Consider the following 17,968-nt stretch of genomic DNA (forward strand, 5'->3'; position numbering starts at 1 on the left):
TCGCCGCCCGATCCTCATTGATGCCGCAGGGCGCCGTTCAGCTTGTCCAGCAGCCTGGAAAGCTGAATGAGCTCATCGGGATCGAGGGCCTGCAAGGCCCGTCCGGCCACGCGCGCGCGCAATCCCTCCAGCCGGCCGTGCAGCGCGGCGCCGGCTTCGGTCAGCATCAGACCGGCCCCGCGCCCCGCGCCGGGTTCTCGCCGTAGCAGTCCCCGCGCTTCCAGGCCTTTGACCAGCCTGGCCACCTGCCCCTTGTCGCGCCCGCTGTGCTGGACCAGTTCGGCCTGCGTGGCCCCGGGCTGGCGGCCGAAATAGCCGAGCACGCGCAGCTCCAGGCCGGTCAGGCCCGAGGCGTCCTCGCGCAGCGCCTGTTGCAGGCGCCCCCGGAACAGGAACATCAATTCGTGCATGCGTTCGAAGGCGTGCGCCTGGCCGTCGCCGCCGTCTGCCGCGTGGCGGATGCCGGCGGCCCGGCTACAGGGCGGCGCGGCGTCGGCCGGCGCGTCCGGTGTTTCGGCTGGGCCTTGTTTTGTTGACATTATCAACTCGTGAGTCTAGAGTGGTAGACATTATCAACCAACGAGGCTCCCATGGCCAACGATTCCGTATTCGACGCGTCCGACCCGCTGGCCGTGCGCCGCGTGCGCCATTCGCTGAAGGCGCGCCTGCTCGAAGTCCTGCGCGTGCGGCGCGTCAGCCCGCATTTCGTCGCCGTCACGCTCGGCGGTCCGCAGCTGGAAGGCTTTACCAGCGCGTCCTTCGACGATCACGTCAAGCTCATGCTGCCCGCGCCCGGGCAGAACGAGCCGGCGCTGCCGGCCATGGGCCCCGATGGCCCGCAGTGGCAGGAAGGCGTCGCGCGTCCTGCAATGCGCGACTACACGCCGCGCCGCTTCGATACGGCAGCGGGCGAGCTTGAAATCGAGTTCGCGCTGCACGGCGACGGCCCGGCCGCCGACTGGGCGGCGCGCGCCCGGCCCGGCCAGCGGGTGGGCGTGGGCGGGCCGCGCGGCTCATTCGTGGTGCCGGTGGGCTACGACTGGCACCTGCTGGCCGGCGACGAAACCGCGCTGCCGGCGATCGCTCGGCGGCTGGAAGAACTGCCGGCTGGCTGCCGCGCGCAGGTGCTGCTGCAGGTGGCCGACCCGGCCGATCGCCGCATCCTGGCTACGCGGGCGGAGCTGTCGCTGCAATGGGTGGAAGCCGGCGACGGCGCGCTGCCCGCCGCGGTGCGGGCGCTGGAGCTGCCGCAAGGCAGCGGTTATGCGTGGGCGGCAGGCGAGGCGCGCGACATGGTGGCGGTGCGCGAAGCGCTGCTGGCGCATGGGCTGGACAAGCGGCGGATGAAGGTCGCCGCGTACTGGAAGCGCGGCGCGGCCGGCCACCACGAGAACCTGAGCCGCGAATAATCCGCCGCCGCGGCGGCGGTCCGGCACCGCGGACGGGCGGCGTGAGCGCGAGGCGGGCGTGGCGCCTTCATCCGCCCAGATAGGCCCGCCGTATCTCCGGATTGGCCAGCATCTGGGCCGCGCTGCCCTGGTCCACGATGCGCCCGTTCTCCAGCAGGTAGCCGCGGTCGCACATCTCCAGCGCGGCGTAGGCGTTCTGCTCGACCATCAGCACCGTCGTGCCTTCGGCGCGGATTTCCAGCACCAGTCCGAAGATCTGTTCGACGATGTTGGGCGCCAGCCCCAGCGAGGGCTCGTCGAACATTACCAGCCGCGGCCGCGACATCAGGGCCCGGGCGATCGCCAGCATCTGCTGCTCGCCGCCCGACAGCGTGCCGGCCACCTGGCCGGCGCGTTCGCGCAGGCGGGGAAATCTGTCGAACATGCGCTCCATGTCGCTGGCCACGCGCTGGCGGTCGAGCCGCCGGTAGGCGCCCATCTCCAGGTTTTCGCGCACGGTGAGCTGCGGGAACACGCGCCGCCCTTCGGGGCAGTGCGAGATGCCGCGGTCGATGATGGCCGCCGGCGTGGCGCCCGAGATCAGGTGGCCGTCGAAATGGATGCTGCCGCCGGCCAGCGGCTCCAGCCCGTTGATGGCGCGCAGCGTGGTGGACTTGCCGGCGCCGTTGGCGCCGATCAGCGTGACCAGTTCGCCCTCGCGCACTTCCAGCGAGATGCGGTCGACGCCGAGCGTGGCGCCATAGCGCACCGAGATTCGATCAAGCTTGAGCACGTTTGATTCCTGAGCCGAGATAGGCGCGGATGACTTCCGGGTCGCGCTGGATCGCCCGCGGCGTGCCGGCGGCGATCAGGCGGCCGTAGTTCAGCACCACGATGTGGTCGGAGATCGACATCACCATGTGCATGTCGTGCTCCACCAGCAGCACGGTGACGCCGCGTTCGCCGATGCGCCTGACCATGGCCTTGAAGGCCTCGGTTTCCGACGGGTTCAGGCCGGCCGCCGGCTCGTCCAGCAGCAGCACGCGCGGCCGAGCCGCGAGCGCCAGGCCCACGCCCAGCAGCCGCTGCTCGCCGTACGACAGGCTGGCGGCGGGCTCGGCCGCGCGCTCGCGCAGTTCCAGGAAATCCAGCAGTTCGCCGGCCTGCCGGCGCAGCGATTCTTCTTCGCGCCGGAAGGCCGGCGTGCGCAGCAGCGTCTGCCACAGCGCGGCGCGGCCGCGCAGGTGCAGCGCGGTCAGGATGTTGTCGAACACGGTGCAGCCGGCGAACACGCTGGTGCGCTGGAAGCTGCGCACCAGGCCCAGCTGCGAGATCCGCTCGGGCGCCAGGCCCACTACGTCCTGGCCGAACAGCAGCACCCTGCCGGCGGTGGGCCGCATATAGCCGGAGATCACATTGAAGGTGGTGGTCTTGCCCGCGCCGTTGGGTCCGATCAGGCTGACGATGCGGCCGGCCGGCACGGCGAAGCTGACGTCGTCGACCGCGGTCAGGCCGGCGATCCGCATCGTGACGTTGGCCAGTTCGAGGGCGGGCGGCTGCGGCGCCGCAGCCGGGGCCGCAGTCGCCTGCGGATAGGCGATCGTCGTCATGCGGCTTCTCCACGGGTGGCCGGCGCGGCGGCCTGCGGCGCAGGGGGGGCCGGCGCCGCGGCTTCCGCCATCGCCGCGGGCCGGCGCCGCCGGCGCAGCAGGGACCCCGCCGCCGGCACGATGCCGCGCGGCATCAGGCACAGCACCGCGATCATCAGCGCGCCGTAGATCATCCATTGCACCTCGGGCGCCACGGTGCCGCGCAGCGCCTCGGGCAGCAGGCCGAAGATCAGCCCGCCCGCCACCGGCCCGGCCAGCGTGCCCTTGCCGCCCACGATCACCATGATGACCATCGTGATGGTGAACATGAAGGCGAACACGTCCGGGTCGATGATGCGCACCGTGTGGGCGTACAGGCAGCCCGCCGCGCCGGCGATGCCGGCCGACACCACCGCCGCCAGGCGCAGGTAGCGGGTGACCTCGATGCCCACCGAGCGTGCCAGCGTCTCGTTCTCGCGCAGCGCGATCATCGCGCGGCCGGCGCGGCTGCGCACCAGCGCCGCCACCAGCAGCCAGGCGGCGGCGGCCACCGCCAGCACCAGCCAGTAGGTGGCGGCCTTGGTGGTCAGCTCGACCACGCCCTGGCCGGGCAGCCACAGCGTCGGCGCCGGAATGTTGTTCAGGGCCATCGGGCCCTCGGTCAGGTCGACCCAGTTCAGCGCCACCATCCGCATCACCTGCGCGAAGCTGATGGTGACGATGACGAAGTACGCCCCGCGCACGCGCAGCGCCAGCCGGCCCAGCAGCCAGCCGGCCAGCCCGGCTGCCAGCACGCCGCCGGCGAACGACAGCCACACCGGCTGCGGCGCCACCGCCAGCGGCTGTTCCAGTCCCGGCAGCGTCACGTCGAAGCCGAGCGACATCAGCGCCGTGGTGTAGGCCCCGATGCCGAAGAAGGCGGTATGCCCCAGGCTGAGCTGGCCGGTATAGCCCAGCAGCAGGTTCAGGCTGATGGCCGCCACGATGAAGATGCCGCACGAGGCCACCACCGACAGCAGGTAGGGATCGGGCCAGCATAGCGGCAGCAGCGCCAGCAGCAGCACGCAGGCCGGGAAGGCGAATCGGTTCATGCCGGCCATCTTCAACCCACCCTTTCCCTGACCGCGAACAAGCCCTGCGGCCGGATCAGCATCACCGCCAGGATCACCAGGAAGCCCAGCGCGTCGCGGTAGGCGGTGGAGATGTAGCCGGCGCCGAATTCCTCCACCAGCGCCAGCGCGAAGCCGCCCATGGCCGCGCCGGCCAGGTTGCCCAGCCCGCCCAGGATGACAATGGCGAAGGCCTTCAGGCTGGCCAGGTCGCCCATGGTGGGCGTGACCACGAACACCGGCGCCAGCAGCGCGCCGGCCATCGCCGCCAGGCAGGAGCCGAGCGCGAAGGTGAGGGTATAGATGCGCGACACGTCCACCCCCACGATGCGCGCCGCGTCGCGGTCCTGGAAGGTGGCCCGCATCGACAGCCCCAGCCGCGAGCGCTCGATCACGAAATAGAACACCGCCAGCAGCGCGAGCGCGGCGCACAGCACGAACAGCCGCAGCGGCGACACCGACACCGGCCCCAGCACCAGCGGCTCCTGCGGGAAGGGCGAGGCGACCGACTTGGCCACGCCGCCCCACATCAGCAGCTCGGCGTTCTGCATGACGATCATCACGCCGATCATGATCAGCATCACTTCGTCGATGGCGGCCAGGTTGCGCCTGCGCAGCAGCAGCCGTTCGATCAGCGCGCCCAGCGCCAGCCCGGCCAGCGCGGCCAGCAGCAGCGAGGCGAGGTAGTCCAGCCCCAGCAGCGACACCGCCGCGTAGGACACGTAGGCACCCAGCGCGTACAGTTCGCCGTGCGCGAAATTGACCACCCGCATGATGCCGAAGATCAGCGTCAGGCCGATCCCCAGCAGCGCGTAGGTCGCCCCCAGCACGAGGCCGTTGAGCAGGTGTTGCGGGATTTGATCCACGGGATTCCTCCGGCCGCGGCGGCCTCGCGGCCGGCTACTTGACGGCGACCTGGCCGTCTTTCAGTTCCACCACGTAGATGTTGGGCACCGCCTGGCCGCTTTCCTTGCCGGCCGGGCCTTCCTTGACGAAGGCGATGTCGCCGTTGACGCCCTTGACGTTCACCTTCCACAGCGCGGCCTGGATCGCCTTGGGCTCGGCCTTGCCGGCGATGCGGATGGCCTCGGCGATCGCCAGGATGGCGTCGTAGCCGCGGAAGCCTTCGGTCTGGCCGGTCAGGTCGAACTTGCGCGCGTTCCATTCATCCGAGAATTCCCTGGCCACTTCCGGGTGCTTGGCATGGTCGATCGCCCACGGCGCGAAGAACAGCAGGTGCTGGCTGGCGTAGCCCTTGGGGCCGGGGTTCTTGACCAGCGGCTCGGGGAAGGAGCCGCCGGTGGTGATGATCCGCTGCGGCAGGCGCTGCTCGGCCGCCTGGCGGATCGCCAGCGTCAGCTGCTCGATGCCGGAGGTGACGATCAGCGTATCGGCGCCGGTGTCCTTCAGCGCGGCCAGTTGCGCCGACAGGTCGGTGGCGTCGGGCGACATGGTTTCGGTGCGGCCCACGGCGATGCCCTTGGACTTGAACATCTTGGTGAACTCCGAAGCCGTGCCCAGCCCCCAGTCGTTGTTGACCGACAGGAAGTCGACCTTCCTGATCGCCGGGCTGTAGCCGTCGACCAGCTTGGAGAAGCCCACCGCTTCCATCGCCGAGGTCGGGCTGGTGCGGAAGATCCACGGATTGCCGGCGGTGGTGATCTTGCCCGACGAGGCCGTCTCGACCACCATCGGCACGCCGTATTCCATCAGCTTGGGCATGATGGCCAGCGTGAAGGTGGAGCTCCAGGCGCCCATCAGCACCGGCACCTTGTCTTTCAGGATCAGCTTCTCGGCCGAGTTGACGGCCTCGCGCGGGTTGGACTTGTTGTCCTCGATGACCAGCTCCAGCTTCTTGCCGAGCACGCCGCCCTTGCGGTTGATGACGTCGGCCGCGATGCGCGCGCCGTTGGTGACGTAGGTGCCCGAGGCGGCCACCGCGCCGGTCAGCGGCTCGGTGACGCCGATCTTGATGGTTTCCTGGGCGTGCGCCGGCAGCACGGCGCAGGCCGCCAGCGCAGCGGCGAAGGTCCAGGCCTTGGTACGGATCAGCATGGTCGATTTCCTTTCGGTTGGGGCGTCAAACCCGGGTCTGCCGGTACTTCAGGTCGCGGTATTCGCCCGACAGCACCGGCGGGTATTTCGCCTGGCCGGGCGGGGCGATGCATTCGACCAGGGCGTCGTAGTTGGGGTGGTGGAAGAAGGCGATCGAAATGCGCTGCGCGGCCGGGCCGGCGTCGGCCGGCGGGTTGACCACGCGGTGCACGTTCGATACCCAGCGGTCGTTGGTCCAGCGCATCAGCAGGTCGCCGATGTTGATGACGAAGGTGCCGGGGTCGGTCTCGATGTCGATCCAGTCGCCGGCGCGGGTCCGTACCTGCAGCCCGCCGGGCGTGTTCTCGCCGTTGAGGATGGTCAGCAGGCCGTAGTCGGTGTGCGCGCCGGCGCGCAGCTGTCCGGCCTCGGGCGGCGTCTGCTGGGCCGGATAGAAATTGATCCGCATCGCCGTGATGTGGCGGTCGATCTTGTCGGCGAAGAAGTGTTCGTCGATGCCCAGCGCCAGCGCCGCCAGCTCCATCATCGAGGCGGTCAGCCGCTCCATCTGCGCGTAGTAGGCGGACGCCGCGGCGGCGAAGCCGGCCGGCCGCTCGGGCCAGCGGTTGGGAATGAAATAGGCCTGGCCCTCGGGGCCGGTGTAGTAGGGGTCGTCGGGCCAGGTTTCGCGGCCGAAATGGTAGTACTCCTTCAGGTCGCCCGGCGCCCGGTCGGCGTTGCCGCGCGCCAGCGCGTCGAAGCCCAGGGCGCGGTAGCCGCGCGGCACCGACGGGTCGGCCGGGCTGGCGCGAAGTTTTTCTTCCAGCGGCAGGTTGAAGAAGCGGCTGGCGTGGCCGCGCAGCGCGTCGATCAGCTCCAGCGGCACGCCGTGGCCGCGGATGGTGAAGAAGCCGATGTCGGTACAGGCGGCCTCGATCCTGCGTGCCACGGCCAGGCGTTCGGCGCGGCTGCCGCCCAGCGCGGGCGCGAGGTCGATGACGGGAATGGTCTGCTTCATGCTGGCAGGCTCTCGGTGGCGGTAGGGGCGGGACGGCTCAGTGGAAGTACGCGCCGCCGTCCACCACCAGCGTCTGGCCGGTGATGAACGCCGACTGCGCGCCGGCGAAGAACTCGATGGCGCCCACCAGGTCGCCGGGCACCATGTCGCGCGCCAGCACCCGGTTGCGCAGCGACGGTTCCTTGACGCCCTCGACCAGCGTGGGATTGCGGTGTACGCCGTCGCTCAGCGTGAAGCCTGGGGCTACGCTGTTGACCAGGATCCCGTAGCGGCCGAGCTCGGTGGCCAGCGCACGCGTGAGCGAGATCACCGCGCCCTTGCTGGCCACGTAGTGCGCCATCCACGGATTGCCCTTGAACGCCACGCCCGACGAGATGTTGACGATGCGGCCGCCGCCCGCCCGCTTGAAGGCCGGCAGCGCGGCGCGGCAGGCCAGGAACACGCCGATCACGTTGACCTCGAACACCTGGCGCCATTCTTCGGGGGTCAGCGCTTCGAACGGCTTGGGCGTCAGCGTCGAATAGATGCCGGCGTTGTTGACCAGCACGTCGATGCGTCCGAAGCGCGTCTCGGCTTCGCGCGCCATCGCCTCGACCTGTTCGGGCGAGGACACGTCGACCGCGACGCCGGTGGCCTGCAGGCCGCGCCCGGCCAGGCGGGCCGCCGCGTCGGCGGCGCCGTCGCGGTCGGCCACGACCACGCGGGCGCCGCGCTCGGCCAGCCGCTCGGCGGCGGCGAAGCCGATGCCGAGCGCGCCGCCGGTGACGATGGCGACCGAATCGTTCAGGGACATGAGAACTCCGGATCGTGAATCTGCGGCCGCCCGCCAGCCGGGCAGCCTTTATCCGTTATTAGCAACGGCCGTGCCATTTGGCTGCGGCGGGCTCGTTCAGGAGCCGGTAAGTCGTTGATCGTAAAGAGGAAAGGTCGCCTTAAAAAATAGGTGGTATGGCACTTATATGGAAAGTGGAAGATATCCGCCAGCCGATACGCGCACCGTCTTGGTGTCCGTCCGAGCCGGCGTCTGGCACAGGAATGGGGCATACCCCGTTTTTGTGCATCGGTGTAGTCGCCGCGATCCGCACCCGGCACCGGGAATCGCGAAACGTTCTGCCGCTCGGATGTGCCTCGTTTTTTAGGTGGTATACCTCCTATATAGAAGGAATCGGGATTTCCCAGGGGCATATCCCCGCGCAGGCGCGCGCGGCGGCGCGGTGGCATGGCGATTGCTTTGCAAGTTGTGGCATACCACTTTCCGTGGCCGGGGCGGTCCCGCCCGTCCCGTTCCACGCAACCGCAAGGGAGAACCCGATGAAATCTCGCGCTATCGCCCACTCCGTACCGGCCGCCGCGCTGCGCGCCGCGGCCGGCGCCCTGCTGCTGGCCGCTTCCGCCGCGGCCCACGCCCAGGCGCCGGGCAAGGTGCGCTTCGTGCTCGACTGGGCGCTGCAGGGGCCGCAGGCGCCGTTCCTGCTGCCGCACGACAACGGCTGCTACCGCAAAGCCGGACTCGACGTCGTGACCGACCGCGGCTTCGGCTCCGGCGACACCGTCACCAAGGTGGCCAGCGGCGGCTACGACGTGGGCTTCGCCGACATCAACGCGATGATCGAATACAACGCCCGCCATCCCGAATCGAAGCTGATCTCGTTCTTCATGATCTACGACGGCGCGGCGCTGTCGATCATCACCCGCAAGGACACCGGCATCACCAAGCCCGCCGACCTTGCCGGCAAGACGGTGGCCGCGCCGCCGGGCGACGCCTCGCGCCGGCTGTTCCCGGTGCTGGCCAAGGCCAACGGCCTGGACCCGGCCAAGGTGAACTGGATCAACGTGTCGCCCGAGCTGCGCGAGAGCATGCTGGCGCGCAAGAACGCCGACGCCATCAGCGGCGCCTCGTTCACCGGCTACATGGGCGTGCGCGCGGCCGGCGTGCCGGCCGACCAGGTGGTGGTGATGCGCTACCCGGAGTACGGCGCCTCGCTGTACGGCAGCGCGCTGGTGGCCACGCCGGCCTTCCTGTCGGCCCACGCCGGACAGGCCGCCGCGCTGGTCGGCTGCGTGGCCCAGGGCTTCTTCCAGAGCGCGTCGGATCCGCAGTCGGCCATCGACGCGCTGCTCAAGCGCGAAAAGCTCACCGACCGCAAGGTCGAGACCGAGCGCATGCAGCTCTCGCTCGACTGGTCGGTGCTGACCCCTTGGGTCAGGCAGCACGGCATGGGGGTCATCGATCCGCAGCGGCTGGAGAAGTCGCTGCGCGACGTGGCCGCGGCGCTCGATATTCCGGTGCCGCCTGCGGCCGAGGTCTACACCGAACGCTACCTGCCCGCCCGCGCCACGCTGATGCCGGGGGCCAAATGACGGCAGCCGATGTGCACGGCGGCGCGGCGCGCCGCCCGCTGGTCGAACTGCGCGGCGTCGACCTCGCCTATGGCGAAGGCGAGCAGGGCATGCTCGCGCTCAAGGGGGTGGACCTGACCATCGGGCGCGGCGAGTTCGCCGCGCTGGTGGGGCCCTCGGGCTGCGGCAAGTCGACCACGCTCAAGCTGGTCAGCGGCCTGCGCCTGCCCAACGCCGGCGGCGTCACCGTGGCCGGCCGCGAGGTCGACCGGCCGCTGAAGATCGTCGGCATGGCGTTCCAGGCGCCGGCGCTGCTGCCCTGGCGCAGCACGCTGGCCAACGTGCTGCTGCCGCTGGAGATCGTCGAGCCTCACTGCCGCACCTTCAAGCGCGACCTGCCGCGGCACCGCGAGCGGGCCATGGCGCTGTTCGAGAAGGTCGGCCTGCGCGGCGTGGCCGACCGCTACCCGTGGCAGCTGTCGGGCGGCATGCAACAGCGCGTATCGCTGTGCCGGGCGCTGATCCACGAGCCCGACCTGCTGCTGCTGGACGAGCCCTTCGGCGCGCTCGACGCCTTCACCCGCGAAGACCTGTGGGACACGCTGAAGGCCTTGTGGACCGAGCGCCGCTTCACCGTGGTGCTGGTCACCCACGACCTGACCGAGGCGACCTACCTGGCCGACACCGTGCACGTGTTCTCCCAGCGGCCGGGCCGCATCATCTACAGCCGCCGCATTCCCGCCGAATGCCGGCGCACCCGGCAAGACCGCTTCACCGCGCGTTTCGCCGACGAAGTGGCGGGCCTGCGCGAGCGGGTCGGCCATGCGCAGGAGCACGCATGAATCCCAAGAAACTGCGGCGGGCGCTGAGCCCGTGGCTCACCACGCTCGCCATGTTCCTGCTGTGGGAACTGGCCTGTCGCGCCTTCTCGGTGCCGGAGATCATCCTGCCGTCGCCGTCGGCCGCCTTCCACGCCTTGCGCGAATTCTGGCCGGCGATCGTCGAGGGCGCGCTGCAGACGCTGATGACCACCGTCGTCGGCTTCGCGCTGGCGCTGGTGTTCGGCACGCTGCTGGGCGCGCTGGTGGGCACCAGCCCGGCCACCTACCATGCGATCAACCCGCTGATGATCGGCTTCAACTCCATCCCCAAGGTGGCCGTGGTGCCGGTGCTGGTGATGTGGTTCGGCATCGGCACCGTGCCGGCCGTGCTGTGCGCCTTCCTGACCGCCTTCTTCCCGATCGCGGTCAACATGGCCACCGGCATCGCCACGCTGGAGCCGGAACTGACCGACGTGCTGCGCTCGCTGGGCGCGCGCCGCTCGGTGATCCTGCGCAAGGTGGCGCTGCCGCGTTCGCTGCCCTACCTGTTCGCCTCGCTCAAGGTCGCCATCACGCTGGCCTTCGTCGGCTCGGTGGTGTCGGAGATGGTGGCCAGCAATGCCGGCATCGGCTATCTGCTGCTGAACGCCAGTTCGTCGTTCCGCGTGCCGCTGGTGTTCGCCGCGCTGATCGTGGTGGGCGTGCTGGGTATCGTCATGTACGCCATCGCCGACTGGATCGAGCGGCGCTCGACCGCCTGGGCGCACCGCGGCGAAGGCGGCGGCCTGACCGCCGGCGGCTGAACGCGCGGCCGCCGCTCAGCGCTCCGCCCGCGCCCCGGGCGGACACGCCAGCGCGTTCATCAGGAAATCGGCCATGCCGGCGGCCACGGCATCGGCCGTCATCGGTCCTTCCGGCCGGTACCACTTCGAGATCCAGTTGATCGACCCGAGCATGGCCAGGCTGGCGAGCTTGGTGTCCGGGTAATGGAACTCGCCGCGGGCCAGTCCCTCGTCGATCAATGCCCGCACGCCGCGCTCGAACTCGTCGCGCTTGGCGATGTAGTGGCTGCGCTGCTCAGGATGCAGCGACTCGAGGTCGGTCAGCAGCACGTTGCCCAGGCCGTCGCGCAGGATGCCCTCGATGTGGTCGATCAGGAGCTGGCGCAGCCGCGCGGCGCAGCTTCCCTTCGATTCCTGCGCCGCGCGCAGGGCCCGCAGGCTGGTCTCCATCGAGCGCATGTGGGCCTGATAGAGGATGTCCTGCTTGTCGCGGAAGTAGTAGTACAGATTGCCCTTCGTGATGCCCAGCTCGTCGGCGATCTCCTGCATGGTCAGCGACGACAGGCGGCTGCGGGCGAGCACGCTGCATACGCTCTGCAGGATGGTTTCGCGCCTGGTCTCTTTCTCGGCCCGTCGGCCGCTCCAGCGGGTGCCAGGGGCGGGGTCGGATGGCTGCGTCAAGTTCTCTCCCGAATTTATTTGACCGTTCGTTCAAAACGATGATAGATTGCCCGAACGTTGATTTGACCATTTGTTCAAATTTACTTGCCGGCGTTTGCGGCGCCGGCCGCGGTTTACCGAACGACACCAGAGGAACCTTATGTCCAGACCCCCGTTCCCGCCGGAAGGGTCCCAGTTTACCGGGCCTTCCAAGACACTCAACGATGCGCACTTCCTGCTGTTTTCCGGCGTGACCGGCGATGTCCATCCCAGCCACTACGACGTCGAATACGCCAGGAAGACCCGCTTCGGCAAGCCGCTGGCCCACGGCCTGCTGCTGGCTTCGCTGACGGCGCTCGGCGCTTCCGAGGCGCGCGAACGGGTCGACGGCTTCGTGCTGGCCGAGCAGGGCTGCCGCTTCGTGCGGCCGGTCGTGGTGGGCGATACCCTGCAGCCGCATTTCGTGGTGGAGCGGCGCTGGAAGGAGGGCCACCGGGAGTTCTGCCGTGTCGGCACCAGCCTGCGCAACCAGCGCGGCGAAACCGTGCTGGAAGGATTCCATGTCTACCGGGTGCTGTCCGGCGAGGACGGCAAGGCGGACCGCCATGGCTGACCGGCCGCAACCGCTGTTCGGCGCGCCCGGCTGGCCAGAGCATCTGACCTTCGCGCCGGCGGTCCGCGTGGGCGACGTGGTGTACCTGTCGGGCACCACCGGCGCCGACGACGAAGGCCGCATCGCCGAAGGCGACATGGCCGAACAGGCCAGGCAGATCTTCCGCAAGTTCGATCGCATCCTGGCGCCGCTGGGCGCGTCATGCCGCGACATCGTCAGCACCACCGACTACGTGGTGACCACGCGCGACTACAAGAAGACCGCCGCGGTCAGGCGCGAGTTCTTCGGCGCGACGCTGCCGGCGTCGACCGGTGTGGTAGTGGCAGGGCTGGTGCGTCCGCATGCGCTGATCGAGATTTCCGCCATCGCGGTGCTGCCGGAGGGAGCGCGATGACCCGCTATTACGAAGACTACGAGGCTGGCGACCGCTTTCCGATGGGCGAGCGGCTCATTACCGAGGCCGACCACGCGCAGTTCTGCGAACTGGTCGGCTACCGCGTGCCGCTGTTCGTCGACGAAGCCTACGCCAGGACCACGCCCTTCGGCGGCCGCATCTGCCCGAGCGCCCTGGTGATGTCGTTTTCCACCGCGATGACCGAAGGGCTGTTCCATGGCAGCGTGATCGCCATGCTGGCGACCGACAACGGGCGGTTCTCGGCGCCCCTGAGGCCGGGCGACACCATGCGCACCGAGGTGGAGGTGGTCGCCAAGCGGACGTCCTCCAAGCCGGGGCGGGGCATCGTGGTGTTCCGCGACGTGGTCAGCAACCAGCGCGGCGAAATCGTGTTCCAGATCGACAAGACCTTACTCATCAAGCAACGCACCTGATCATCGGGACTCAGCGTTCGGGGGAGCAGCCCCCGCCCGGCGGGCGCCGGGCGGTCCATCCACAGAGCCGAAACGAGGATTTGCATGAGAATCAGCCTTTCCGTCATTGCCGCATGCCTGCTCACTTCTTTCGCCGAGCAGGCGGGGGCGGCCGATCCCTATCCCAGCAGGCCGATCCGGGTGGTCGTTCCCTTCGTGCCGGGCGGCGTGACCGACATCAGCTTGCGCAACATCATGGACCACCTGACCCAGCGGCTGGGCCAGTCGGTGGTGATCGACAACCGGCCGGGCGCCAGCGGCAACATCGGGGCCGAGCAGGTGGCGCACAGCGCGCCCGATGGCTACACGCTGCTGCATGCGCTGGACGGCGTGATGGTCATCAACCCGCACCTGTACAGCAATACCGGCTTCGACACGCTGCGCGACTTCGTGCCGGTGACCAAGCTGGGCGACGCCGGCCTGATCATCGTGGCCAATCCCTCGCTGCCGGTCAAGAACCTGGCCGACCTGATCGCGCTGGCCAAGTCCAGGCCGGGCGAACTGGCGTTCGGCTCGTCGGGCGTCGGCGGCACGGCCGAGGCGACGTGCCGGCTGCTGTTCATGACGGCCGGCGTCGAGCTGACCAGCGTCAACTACAAGGGAGGCGGGGCCGCGGTCAACGACGTGCTGGGCAACCATATCCCGCTGGTCTGCACCACCATCTCCAGCGTGAAGGAATTGCTGAAGACGGGCAGGCTCAAGGGACTGGGGCTGTCCAGCGCCCAGCGCTCGCCCGCCGCGCCCGACGTGCCGACCTTCGTCGAAAGCGGCTTCCCGGGATTGGTGGTGAACTCGTGGGTGGGCCTGTTCGCGCCCAAGGGAACGCCCGACGCGGTGGTGCGCCGGTTGCAGAAGGAAGTGCACGCGGTGCTGCAGATGCCCGACGTGCGGGAGCGCTATGCCGAACTGGGCATCGATCCGGTCGGCAACGAGCCCGAGGCCTTCGACCGGCAGGTGCGCGCGGACCTGGCGCGGTGGCAGGAGGTCGTGGCGAAGTCGGGACTGCGGATCCAGTAGCGCGGCGCCCATTGCATCCATCCGGAGAAACGATTCGATGAATTTCGCCCTGACCGAAGAACAACGGGCCTGCCGCGCCGCGATCGAGCGCATCTGCCAGGATTTCCCGCTCGATTACTGGCTGGAGAAGGACCGCCACGGCGGTTTCCCGCACGATTTCCACAAGGCCGTGGCCGACGCCGGCTGGCTCGGCATCGCCATGCCGCAGGAGTACGGCGGCGCCGGCCTGGGGATCGCCGAGGCGGCGCTGATGATGGAGACCGTCTGCGCCTCGGGGGCGGGGCTGGCGGGCGCCTCGACGCTGCACTTCAACATCTTCGGCCTGCATCCGGTGGTGGTGTTCGGCAGCGAGGCGCAGAAGCGCCGCTGGCTGCCGCGCTCGATCGCCGGCGCCGACAAGGCCTGCTTCGCGGTGACCGAGCCCAACACCGGGCTCAACACCCTCAAGCTCAAGACCATGGCGGTCAGGCATGGCGACCGCTATGTCGTGCATGGCCAGAAGGTATGGATATCGACCGCGCAGGTGGCCAACAAGATGCTGCTGCTGGCGCGCACCACGCCGGCCGATCAGGTGGCCAAGCCCTCGCTGGGGCTGTCGCTGTTCTATACCGACCTGGACCGCAGCCGGGTCGAGGTGCGCGAGATCGAGAAGATGGGGCGCAAGGCGGTCGATTCGAACCAGGTTTTCATCGACGGCCTGGAGATCCCGGAGGAAGACCGCATCGGCGAGGAAGGCCGCGGCTTCGAATACATCCTGCACGGCATCAACCCCGAACGGATTCTGGTGGCCGCCGAAACCATCGGCACCGGGCGCGCCGCGCTGGCGCGCGCGGCGGCCTATGCCGGCGAACGGATGGTGTTCGACCGGCCGATCGGCAAGAACCAGGCGATCCAGCATCCGCTGGCGCAGCGCTGGATCGAGCTGGAGTCGGCCACGCTGCTCTACCAGAAGGCCGCCTGGCTCTACGACCAGGGCCTGCCGTGCGCGGCCGAGGCCAACGCGGCCAAGTACGCGGCCGGCGAATACGGCTTCGCGGCCTGCGAGACCGCGGTGCTGACGCATGGCGGCATGGGCTATGCCAAGGAGTACCACGTCGAGCGCTTCTTCCGCGAGACCATGATCTCGCGGCTGGCGCCGGTGTCTTCGCAGATGATCCTGTGCTTCATCGCCGAGAAGGTGCTGGGGCTGCCCCGGTCGTATTGATGAAAGCCCGCCCGGCGGTCCGGCACGCGGCGCAGGCGCCGCGCCGGCCGCGGCCTGCAACGAGAGAATAGCGATGAGCGCGCTTCTGGATGGAATCACCGTGCTGGACCTGAGCCGGGTGCTGGCCGGGCCTTACTGTGCACAGCTGCTCGCCGACCAGGGCGCCAGCGTGGTCAAGGTGGAAAGCCCTGAGGGCGACGAGTGCCGGGCATGGGGCAGCCCGGCGCCCAACGGGCTGAGCCACAACTTCAACAGCGTCAACCGCGGCAAGCGCAGTATCACGCTGAACCTGAAGTCGGAACCGGCGCGCGGCGTATTGCGACGCCTGGCCGGGCAGGCCGACGTCGTGATCCAGAGCTTCCTGCCGGATACCGCCCGCCGGCTGGGGGTGGACTACGACAGCCTGCGGGCGGTCCGGCCGGATCTGGTCTTCTGCTCGGTGAGCGGCTTCGGCAGCCGTGGCCCGCTGGCCGGCAAGCCCGGCTACGACCTGACGATGCAGGCCTTCTCCGGCATCATGTCGCTGACCGGCCACGAAGGCCAGCCGCCGGTGCGCTCCGGCGTGTCGTTCATCGACATGACCACCGGGCTCAATGCCTACGCCGGCGTGACCACGGCCCTGCTGGCGCGCGAGCGTACCGGCCGCGGCGCCCACGTCCAGGTGTCGCTGCTTGAGACCGCCATCGCGCTGCTCGGCTATCACGGCGTGGCCTGGCTGCAGCAGGGCATCATGCCGCGTCCGCAGGGTTCGGGCATCGCGCATCTGGTGCCGTACCAGGCCTTCCGCTGCGCCGACGGGTGGCTGCTGGCGGGCGCCACCAACGACGCGGCGTGGCGCAGGTTCGCCCAAGGGCTGGGCCGGCCGGACCTGGCGGACGATCCCCGTTTCGCCACCAACCAGGGCCGGCTCGACCACCGCGGCGAACTGGTGCCGCTGCTGGAAGGAATCTTCGCTTCAGGTACCGTCGCCGGCTGGGTGGAGCGCCTGCAGGACCGGCAGGTCGCCGTCGCGCCGCTGCACGACCTGGAGCAGGCGCTCGGCCATCCGCAGGTGCTGGCCAACGACATGGTGGTGACCGCCTTGACGCCGGCCGGCCAGGCCGTGCCGCTGCTGGGCTGCCCGTTCAAGTTCGCCGGCGAAGCCATGCCCCCGCGCCGCGCGCCGCCGCCGCTGGGGGCCGACACGGCCGACGTACTGGCCGGCATGCTCGGGCTCGATGCCGCCGAGATCGAGGCGCTGCGGCAGGCCGGCGCGCTCTGAAGCCGACACCGGACGACATTGCGCGGCGCGCGGCGGCTGCCGCCGGCCCGGGTGGTTTACCATCCCACCTGACACACGCAATGGAAAGAGGTTCGAGCATGAAATTGGTACGCTTCAGCGCAGGCGCAACGCAGTCGGTCGGCATCCTGACGGAACAGGGGGTGATCGACGTCGCGCGCCACGCGCCGCGCGTGCGCAGCCTGGCCGATCTGCTGACGCCGGAAGGGCAGGCCGAGGCGGCCACGCTCAAGGGGCGCGGCCCCGACCACGCGCGCGGCGACGTGCGGCTGCTCAAGCCGCTGGAGGCGCACAACCGCGTGTTCTGCATCGGCATCAACTACCGCGACCACGCCAGCGAAACCGGCCGCGATCTGCCCAAGCGGCCGTCGGCCTTCATCCGCACGCACGAAAGCCTGTCGGACCCCGGGCAGCCCATCCTGCGCCCGGTGGCCTCCACCTCTTACGACTACGAAGGCGAACTGGTGGCCGTGATCGGACGCCGCACCCACCTGGTGGGCGAGGCCGACGCGCTGTCGCACGTGGCTGGCTACACCTGCTTCAACGACGGCAGCGTGCGCGACTACCAGAAATTCTCCGTGACGGCCGGCAAGAACTTCGACCGCAGCGGCTCCTGCGGCCCGTGGATCGTCACCGCCGACGAAATCCCCGACCCCACCCGCCTGACGCTGTCCACCCGCCTAAACGGCGCCGAAGTGCAGCACTCCGGCACCGACATGCTGATCTATTCCATCCCGCTCATCGTGAGCTACCTGTCCGAAATCACCACCCTGGTCCCGGGCGACCTGATCGCCACCGGCACCCCCGCCGGCGTCGGCTCCCGCCGCGTGCCGCCGCTGTGGATGAAGCACGGCGACCGGGTGGAAGTGGACATCTCCGGCATCGGCGTGCTGGCCAACGAGGTGGAAGACGAGCGGCGCTGAGATCTGCCCCGGCGCGCTACGGCGCGGCGGGCGGTTCGATCCAGACGAATTTTTCGCCGCGGCTGAGCATGTCGGCCACGTCTTCGGGGGGCACCTGGTAATCGGTGCCCATGAGGCTGGCGTGGCCGCGTTCGTGGATGTGGATCACCGAAGGCGGGTCGCTTTCGATGAAGTACCAGTAGTAGCCGGGAGCGAGGTCGTGGGGTACGGGCGTCGTATCGTCCATGGAGCAGGCGTCGGTTTCTGAAGAGTCCACCATATTACCGCCGCTCTCCTGCCGCCGCTTGGAAGCGGCTGCGGGCTATGTGTAAACTGTCGACAGTT

The 17,968-nt window shown here is 69.4% G+C and carries 21 protein-coding genes; 11 read left to right on the top strand and 10 right to left on the bottom strand.

Features of this window, described 5'->3' with window-relative positions; translation table 11 throughout:
- Positions 1-14 precede the first annotated feature (14 nt).
- On the bottom strand, positions 15-539 hold the full coding sequence (locus ABD927_RS19500) for a MarR family winged helix-turn-helix transcriptional regulator (protein WP_345251521.1): 525 nt from the start codon (positions 537-539) through the stop codon (positions 15-17).
- Positions 540-590: 51 nt separating this feature from the next.
- Here ABD927_RS19500 and ABD927_RS19505 point away from each other — a divergent pair, with 51 nt between their 5' ends.
- Positions 591-1,409 (top strand): siderophore-interacting protein, encoded by an 819-nt coding sequence (locus ABD927_RS19505; protein ID WP_345251522.1) that lies wholly within the window; start codon positions 591-593, stop codon positions 1,407-1,409.
- Positions 1,410-1,476: 67 nt separating this feature from the next.
- Here ABD927_RS19505 and ABD927_RS19510 read toward each other — a convergent pair whose 3' ends face one another.
- Genes ABD927_RS19510 through ABD927_RS19540 form a run of 7 tightly spaced genes read right to left on the bottom strand, consistent with a single transcriptional unit; the run spans position 1,477 to position 7,931 of the window.
- Positions 1,477-2,181 (bottom strand): ABC transporter ATP-binding protein, encoded by a 705-nt coding sequence (locus tag ABD927_RS19510; RefSeq protein ID WP_345251523.1) that lies wholly within the window; start codon positions 2,179-2,181, stop codon positions 1,477-1,479.
- A complete protein-coding gene (locus tag ABD927_RS19515) occupies positions 2,168-2,998 on the bottom strand; it encodes an ABC transporter ATP-binding protein (protein WP_345251524.1) in 831 nt (276 codons plus the stop codon). Before ABD927_RS19515 ends, ABD927_RS19510 begins: the two co-directional genes overlap by 14 nt.
- Positions 2,995-4,068, bottom strand: a complete 1,074-nt coding sequence (locus ABD927_RS19520; RefSeq protein WP_345251525.1) for a branched-chain amino acid ABC transporter permease — start codon at positions 4,066-4,068, stop codon at positions 2,995-2,997. Before ABD927_RS19520 ends, ABD927_RS19515 begins: the two co-directional genes overlap by 4 nt.
- A gap of 11 nt (positions 4,069-4,079) precedes the next feature.
- A complete protein-coding gene (locus ABD927_RS19525; RefSeq protein ID WP_345251526.1) occupies positions 4,080-4,952 on the bottom strand; it encodes a branched-chain amino acid ABC transporter permease in 873 nt (290 codons plus the stop codon).
- A 34-nt stretch (positions 4,953-4,986) separates the two neighbouring features.
- Positions 4,987-6,141 (bottom strand): ABC transporter substrate-binding protein, encoded by a 1,155-nt coding sequence (locus ABD927_RS19530; protein WP_345251527.1) that lies wholly within the window; start codon positions 6,139-6,141, stop codon positions 4,987-4,989.
- Between the two features lie 25 nt (positions 6,142-6,166).
- Positions 6,167-7,138: an isopenicillin N synthase family dioxygenase gene (locus ABD927_RS19535; protein WP_345251528.1), complete on the bottom strand. Its 972-nt coding sequence runs from the start codon at positions 7,136-7,138 to the stop codon at positions 6,167-6,169.
- Between the two features lie 37 nt (positions 7,139-7,175).
- Positions 7,176-7,931 carry an SDR family NAD(P)-dependent oxidoreductase gene (locus ABD927_RS19540; RefSeq protein ID WP_345251529.1) on the bottom strand — a complete coding sequence of 252 codons (756 nt, stop codon included), beginning with the start codon at positions 7,929-7,931 and terminating at the stop codon, positions 7,176-7,178.
- Between the two features lie 518 nt (positions 7,932-8,449).
- On the opposite strand from ABD927_RS19540, the gene ABD927_RS19545 reads away from it, so the two are divergent.
- Genes ABD927_RS19545 through ABD927_RS19555 form a run of 3 tightly spaced genes read left to right on the top strand, consistent with a single transcriptional unit; the run spans position 8,450 to position 11,102 of the window.
- The gene (locus tag ABD927_RS19545; protein ID WP_345251530.1) at positions 8,450-9,499 is read left to right on the top strand and encodes an ABC transporter substrate-binding protein; all 1,050 of its coding nucleotides are present in this window, start codon (positions 8,450-8,452) and stop codon (positions 9,497-9,499) included.
- On the top strand, positions 9,496-10,320 hold the full coding sequence (locus ABD927_RS19550; protein WP_425570313.1) for an ABC transporter ATP-binding protein: 825 nt from the start codon (positions 9,496-9,498) through the stop codon (positions 10,318-10,320). The genes ABD927_RS19545 and ABD927_RS19550 overlap by 4 nt, the downstream gene beginning before the upstream one ends.
- The gene (locus tag ABD927_RS19555) at positions 10,317-11,102 is read left to right on the top strand and encodes an ABC transporter permease (RefSeq protein ID WP_345251531.1); all 786 of its coding nucleotides are present in this window, start codon (positions 10,317-10,319) and stop codon (positions 11,100-11,102) included. The genes ABD927_RS19550 and ABD927_RS19555 overlap by 4 nt, the downstream gene beginning before the upstream one ends.
- 15 nt (positions 11,103-11,117) lie before the next feature.
- Here ABD927_RS19555 and ABD927_RS19560 read toward each other — a convergent pair whose 3' ends face one another.
- The gene (locus tag ABD927_RS19560; RefSeq protein WP_345251532.1) at positions 11,118-11,762 is read right to left on the bottom strand and encodes a TetR-type transcription factor C-terminal domain-containing protein; all 645 of its coding nucleotides are present in this window, start codon (positions 11,760-11,762) and stop codon (positions 11,118-11,120) included.
- 139 nt (positions 11,763-11,901) lie between these two features.
- Here ABD927_RS19560 and ABD927_RS19565 point away from each other — a divergent pair, with 139 nt between their 5' ends.
- The 7 genes from ABD927_RS19565 to ABD927_RS19595 all read left to right on the top strand — a co-directional run bounded on the left by ABD927_RS19565 (position 11,902) and on the right by ABD927_RS19595 (position 17,644).
- Complete coding sequence (locus ABD927_RS19565; RefSeq protein WP_345251533.1) at positions 11,902-12,354, top strand: MaoC/PaaZ C-terminal domain-containing protein; 453 nt, start codon at positions 11,902-11,904, stop codon at positions 12,352-12,354.
- Entirely contained in the window at positions 12,347-12,748 is a 402-nt protein-coding gene (locus ABD927_RS19570; RefSeq protein WP_345251534.1) for a RidA family protein, read from the top strand. Before ABD927_RS19565 ends, ABD927_RS19570 begins: the two co-directional genes overlap by 8 nt.
- Positions 12,745-13,182, top strand: a complete 438-nt coding sequence (locus ABD927_RS19575; RefSeq protein ID WP_345251535.1) for a MaoC family dehydratase — start codon at positions 12,745-12,747, stop codon at positions 13,180-13,182. The genes ABD927_RS19570 and ABD927_RS19575 overlap by 4 nt, the downstream gene beginning before the upstream one ends.
- Before the next feature lie 84 nt (positions 13,183-13,266).
- Positions 13,267-14,238, top strand: coding sequence for a Bug family tripartite tricarboxylate transporter substrate binding protein (locus tag ABD927_RS19580; protein ID WP_345251536.1), 972 nt, complete (start codon positions 13,267-13,269; stop codon positions 14,236-14,238).
- Between the two features lie 37 nt (positions 14,239-14,275).
- The gene (locus ABD927_RS19585) at positions 14,276-15,442 is read left to right on the top strand and encodes an acyl-CoA dehydrogenase family protein (RefSeq protein WP_345251537.1); all 1,167 of its coding nucleotides are present in this window, start codon (positions 14,276-14,278) and stop codon (positions 15,440-15,442) included.
- A gap of 73 nt (positions 15,443-15,515) precedes the next feature.
- Positions 15,516-16,703 carry a CaiB/BaiF CoA transferase family protein gene (locus ABD927_RS19590; protein WP_345251538.1) on the top strand — a complete coding sequence of 396 codons (1,188 nt, stop codon included), beginning with the start codon at positions 15,516-15,518 and terminating at the stop codon, positions 16,701-16,703.
- A 98-nt stretch (positions 16,704-16,801) separates the two neighbouring features.
- A complete protein-coding gene (locus tag ABD927_RS19595) occupies positions 16,802-17,644 on the top strand; it encodes a fumarylacetoacetate hydrolase family protein (RefSeq protein WP_345251539.1) in 843 nt (280 codons plus the stop codon).
- 16 nt (positions 17,645-17,660) lie between these two features.
- Here the strand turns inward: ABD927_RS19595 and ABD927_RS19600 are convergent, their stop codons facing one another.
- Positions 17,661-17,903, bottom strand: a complete 243-nt coding sequence (locus ABD927_RS19600) for a hypothetical protein (protein ID WP_345251540.1) — start codon at positions 17,901-17,903, stop codon at positions 17,661-17,663.
- Between the last annotated feature and the right edge of the window lie 65 nt (positions 17,904-17,968).

The sequence above is a fragment of the Pigmentiphaga soli genome, from assembly GCF_039541095.1.
Classification (GTDB): Bacteria; Pseudomonadota; Gammaproteobacteria; order Burkholderiales; family Burkholderiaceae_B; genus Pigmentiphaga; species Pigmentiphaga soli.

Excerpts from the sequence above, each read along its gene's own strand:
- ABD927_RS19575 (WP_345251535.1), top strand. The coding sequence starts at position 12,745 with ATGACCCGCTATTACGAAGACTACGAGGCTGGCGACCGCTTTCCGATG.
- ABD927_RS19550 (WP_425570313.1), top strand. The coding sequence starts at position 9,496 with ATGACGGCAGCCGATGTGCACGGCGGCGCGGCGCGCCGCCCGCTGGTC.
- ABD927_RS19580 (WP_345251536.1), top strand. The coding sequence starts at position 13,267 with ATGAGAATCAGCCTTTCCGTCATTGCCGCATGCCTGCTCACTTCTTTC.
- ABD927_RS19570 (WP_345251534.1), top strand. The coding sequence starts at position 12,347 with ATGGCTGACCGGCCGCAACCGCTGTTCGGCGCGCCCGGCTGGCCAGAG.
- ABD927_RS19565 (WP_345251533.1), top strand. The coding sequence starts at position 11,902 with ATGTCCAGACCCCCGTTCCCGCCGGAAGGGTCCCAGTTTACCGGGCCT.
- ABD927_RS19555 (WP_345251531.1), top strand. The coding sequence starts at position 10,317 with ATGAATCCCAAGAAACTGCGGCGGGCGCTGAGCCCGTGGCTCACCACG.
- ABD927_RS19505 (WP_345251522.1), top strand. The coding sequence starts at position 591 with ATGGCCAACGATTCCGTATTCGACGCGTCCGACCCGCTGGCCGTGCGC.
- ABD927_RS19515 (WP_345251524.1), bottom strand. The coding sequence starts at position 2,998 with ATGACGACGATCGCCTATCCGCAGGCGACTGCGGCCCCGGCTGCGGCG.
- ABD927_RS19500 (WP_345251521.1), bottom strand. The coding sequence starts at position 539 with ATGTCAACAAAACAAGGCCCAGCCGAAACACCGGACGCGCCGGCCGAC.
- ABD927_RS19590 (WP_345251538.1), top strand. The coding sequence starts at position 15,516 with ATGAGCGCGCTTCTGGATGGAATCACCGTGCTGGACCTGAGCCGGGTG.
- ABD927_RS19595 (WP_345251539.1), top strand. The coding sequence starts at position 16,802 with ATGAAATTGGTACGCTTCAGCGCAGGCGCAACGCAGTCGGTCGGCATC.
- ABD927_RS19530 (WP_345251527.1), bottom strand. The coding sequence starts at position 6,141 with ATGCTGATCCGTACCAAGGCCTGGACCTTCGCCGCTGCGCTGGCGGCC.
- ABD927_RS19540 (WP_345251529.1), bottom strand. The coding sequence starts at position 7,931 with ATGTCCCTGAACGATTCGGTCGCCATCGTCACCGGCGGCGCGCTCGGC.
- ABD927_RS19585 (WP_345251537.1), top strand. The coding sequence starts at position 14,276 with ATGAATTTCGCCCTGACCGAAGAACAACGGGCCTGCCGCGCCGCGATC.
- ABD927_RS19600 (WP_345251540.1), bottom strand. The coding sequence starts at position 17,903 with ATGGTGGACTCTTCAGAAACCGACGCCTGCTCCATGGACGATACGACG.
- ABD927_RS19520 (WP_345251525.1), bottom strand. The coding sequence starts at position 4,068 with ATGAACCGATTCGCCTTCCCGGCCTGCGTGCTGCTGCTGGCGCTGCTG.
- ABD927_RS19535 (WP_345251528.1), bottom strand. The coding sequence starts at position 7,138 with ATGAAGCAGACCATTCCCGTCATCGACCTCGCGCCCGCGCTGGGCGGC.
- ABD927_RS19545 (WP_345251530.1), top strand. The coding sequence starts at position 8,450 with ATGAAATCTCGCGCTATCGCCCACTCCGTACCGGCCGCCGCGCTGCGC.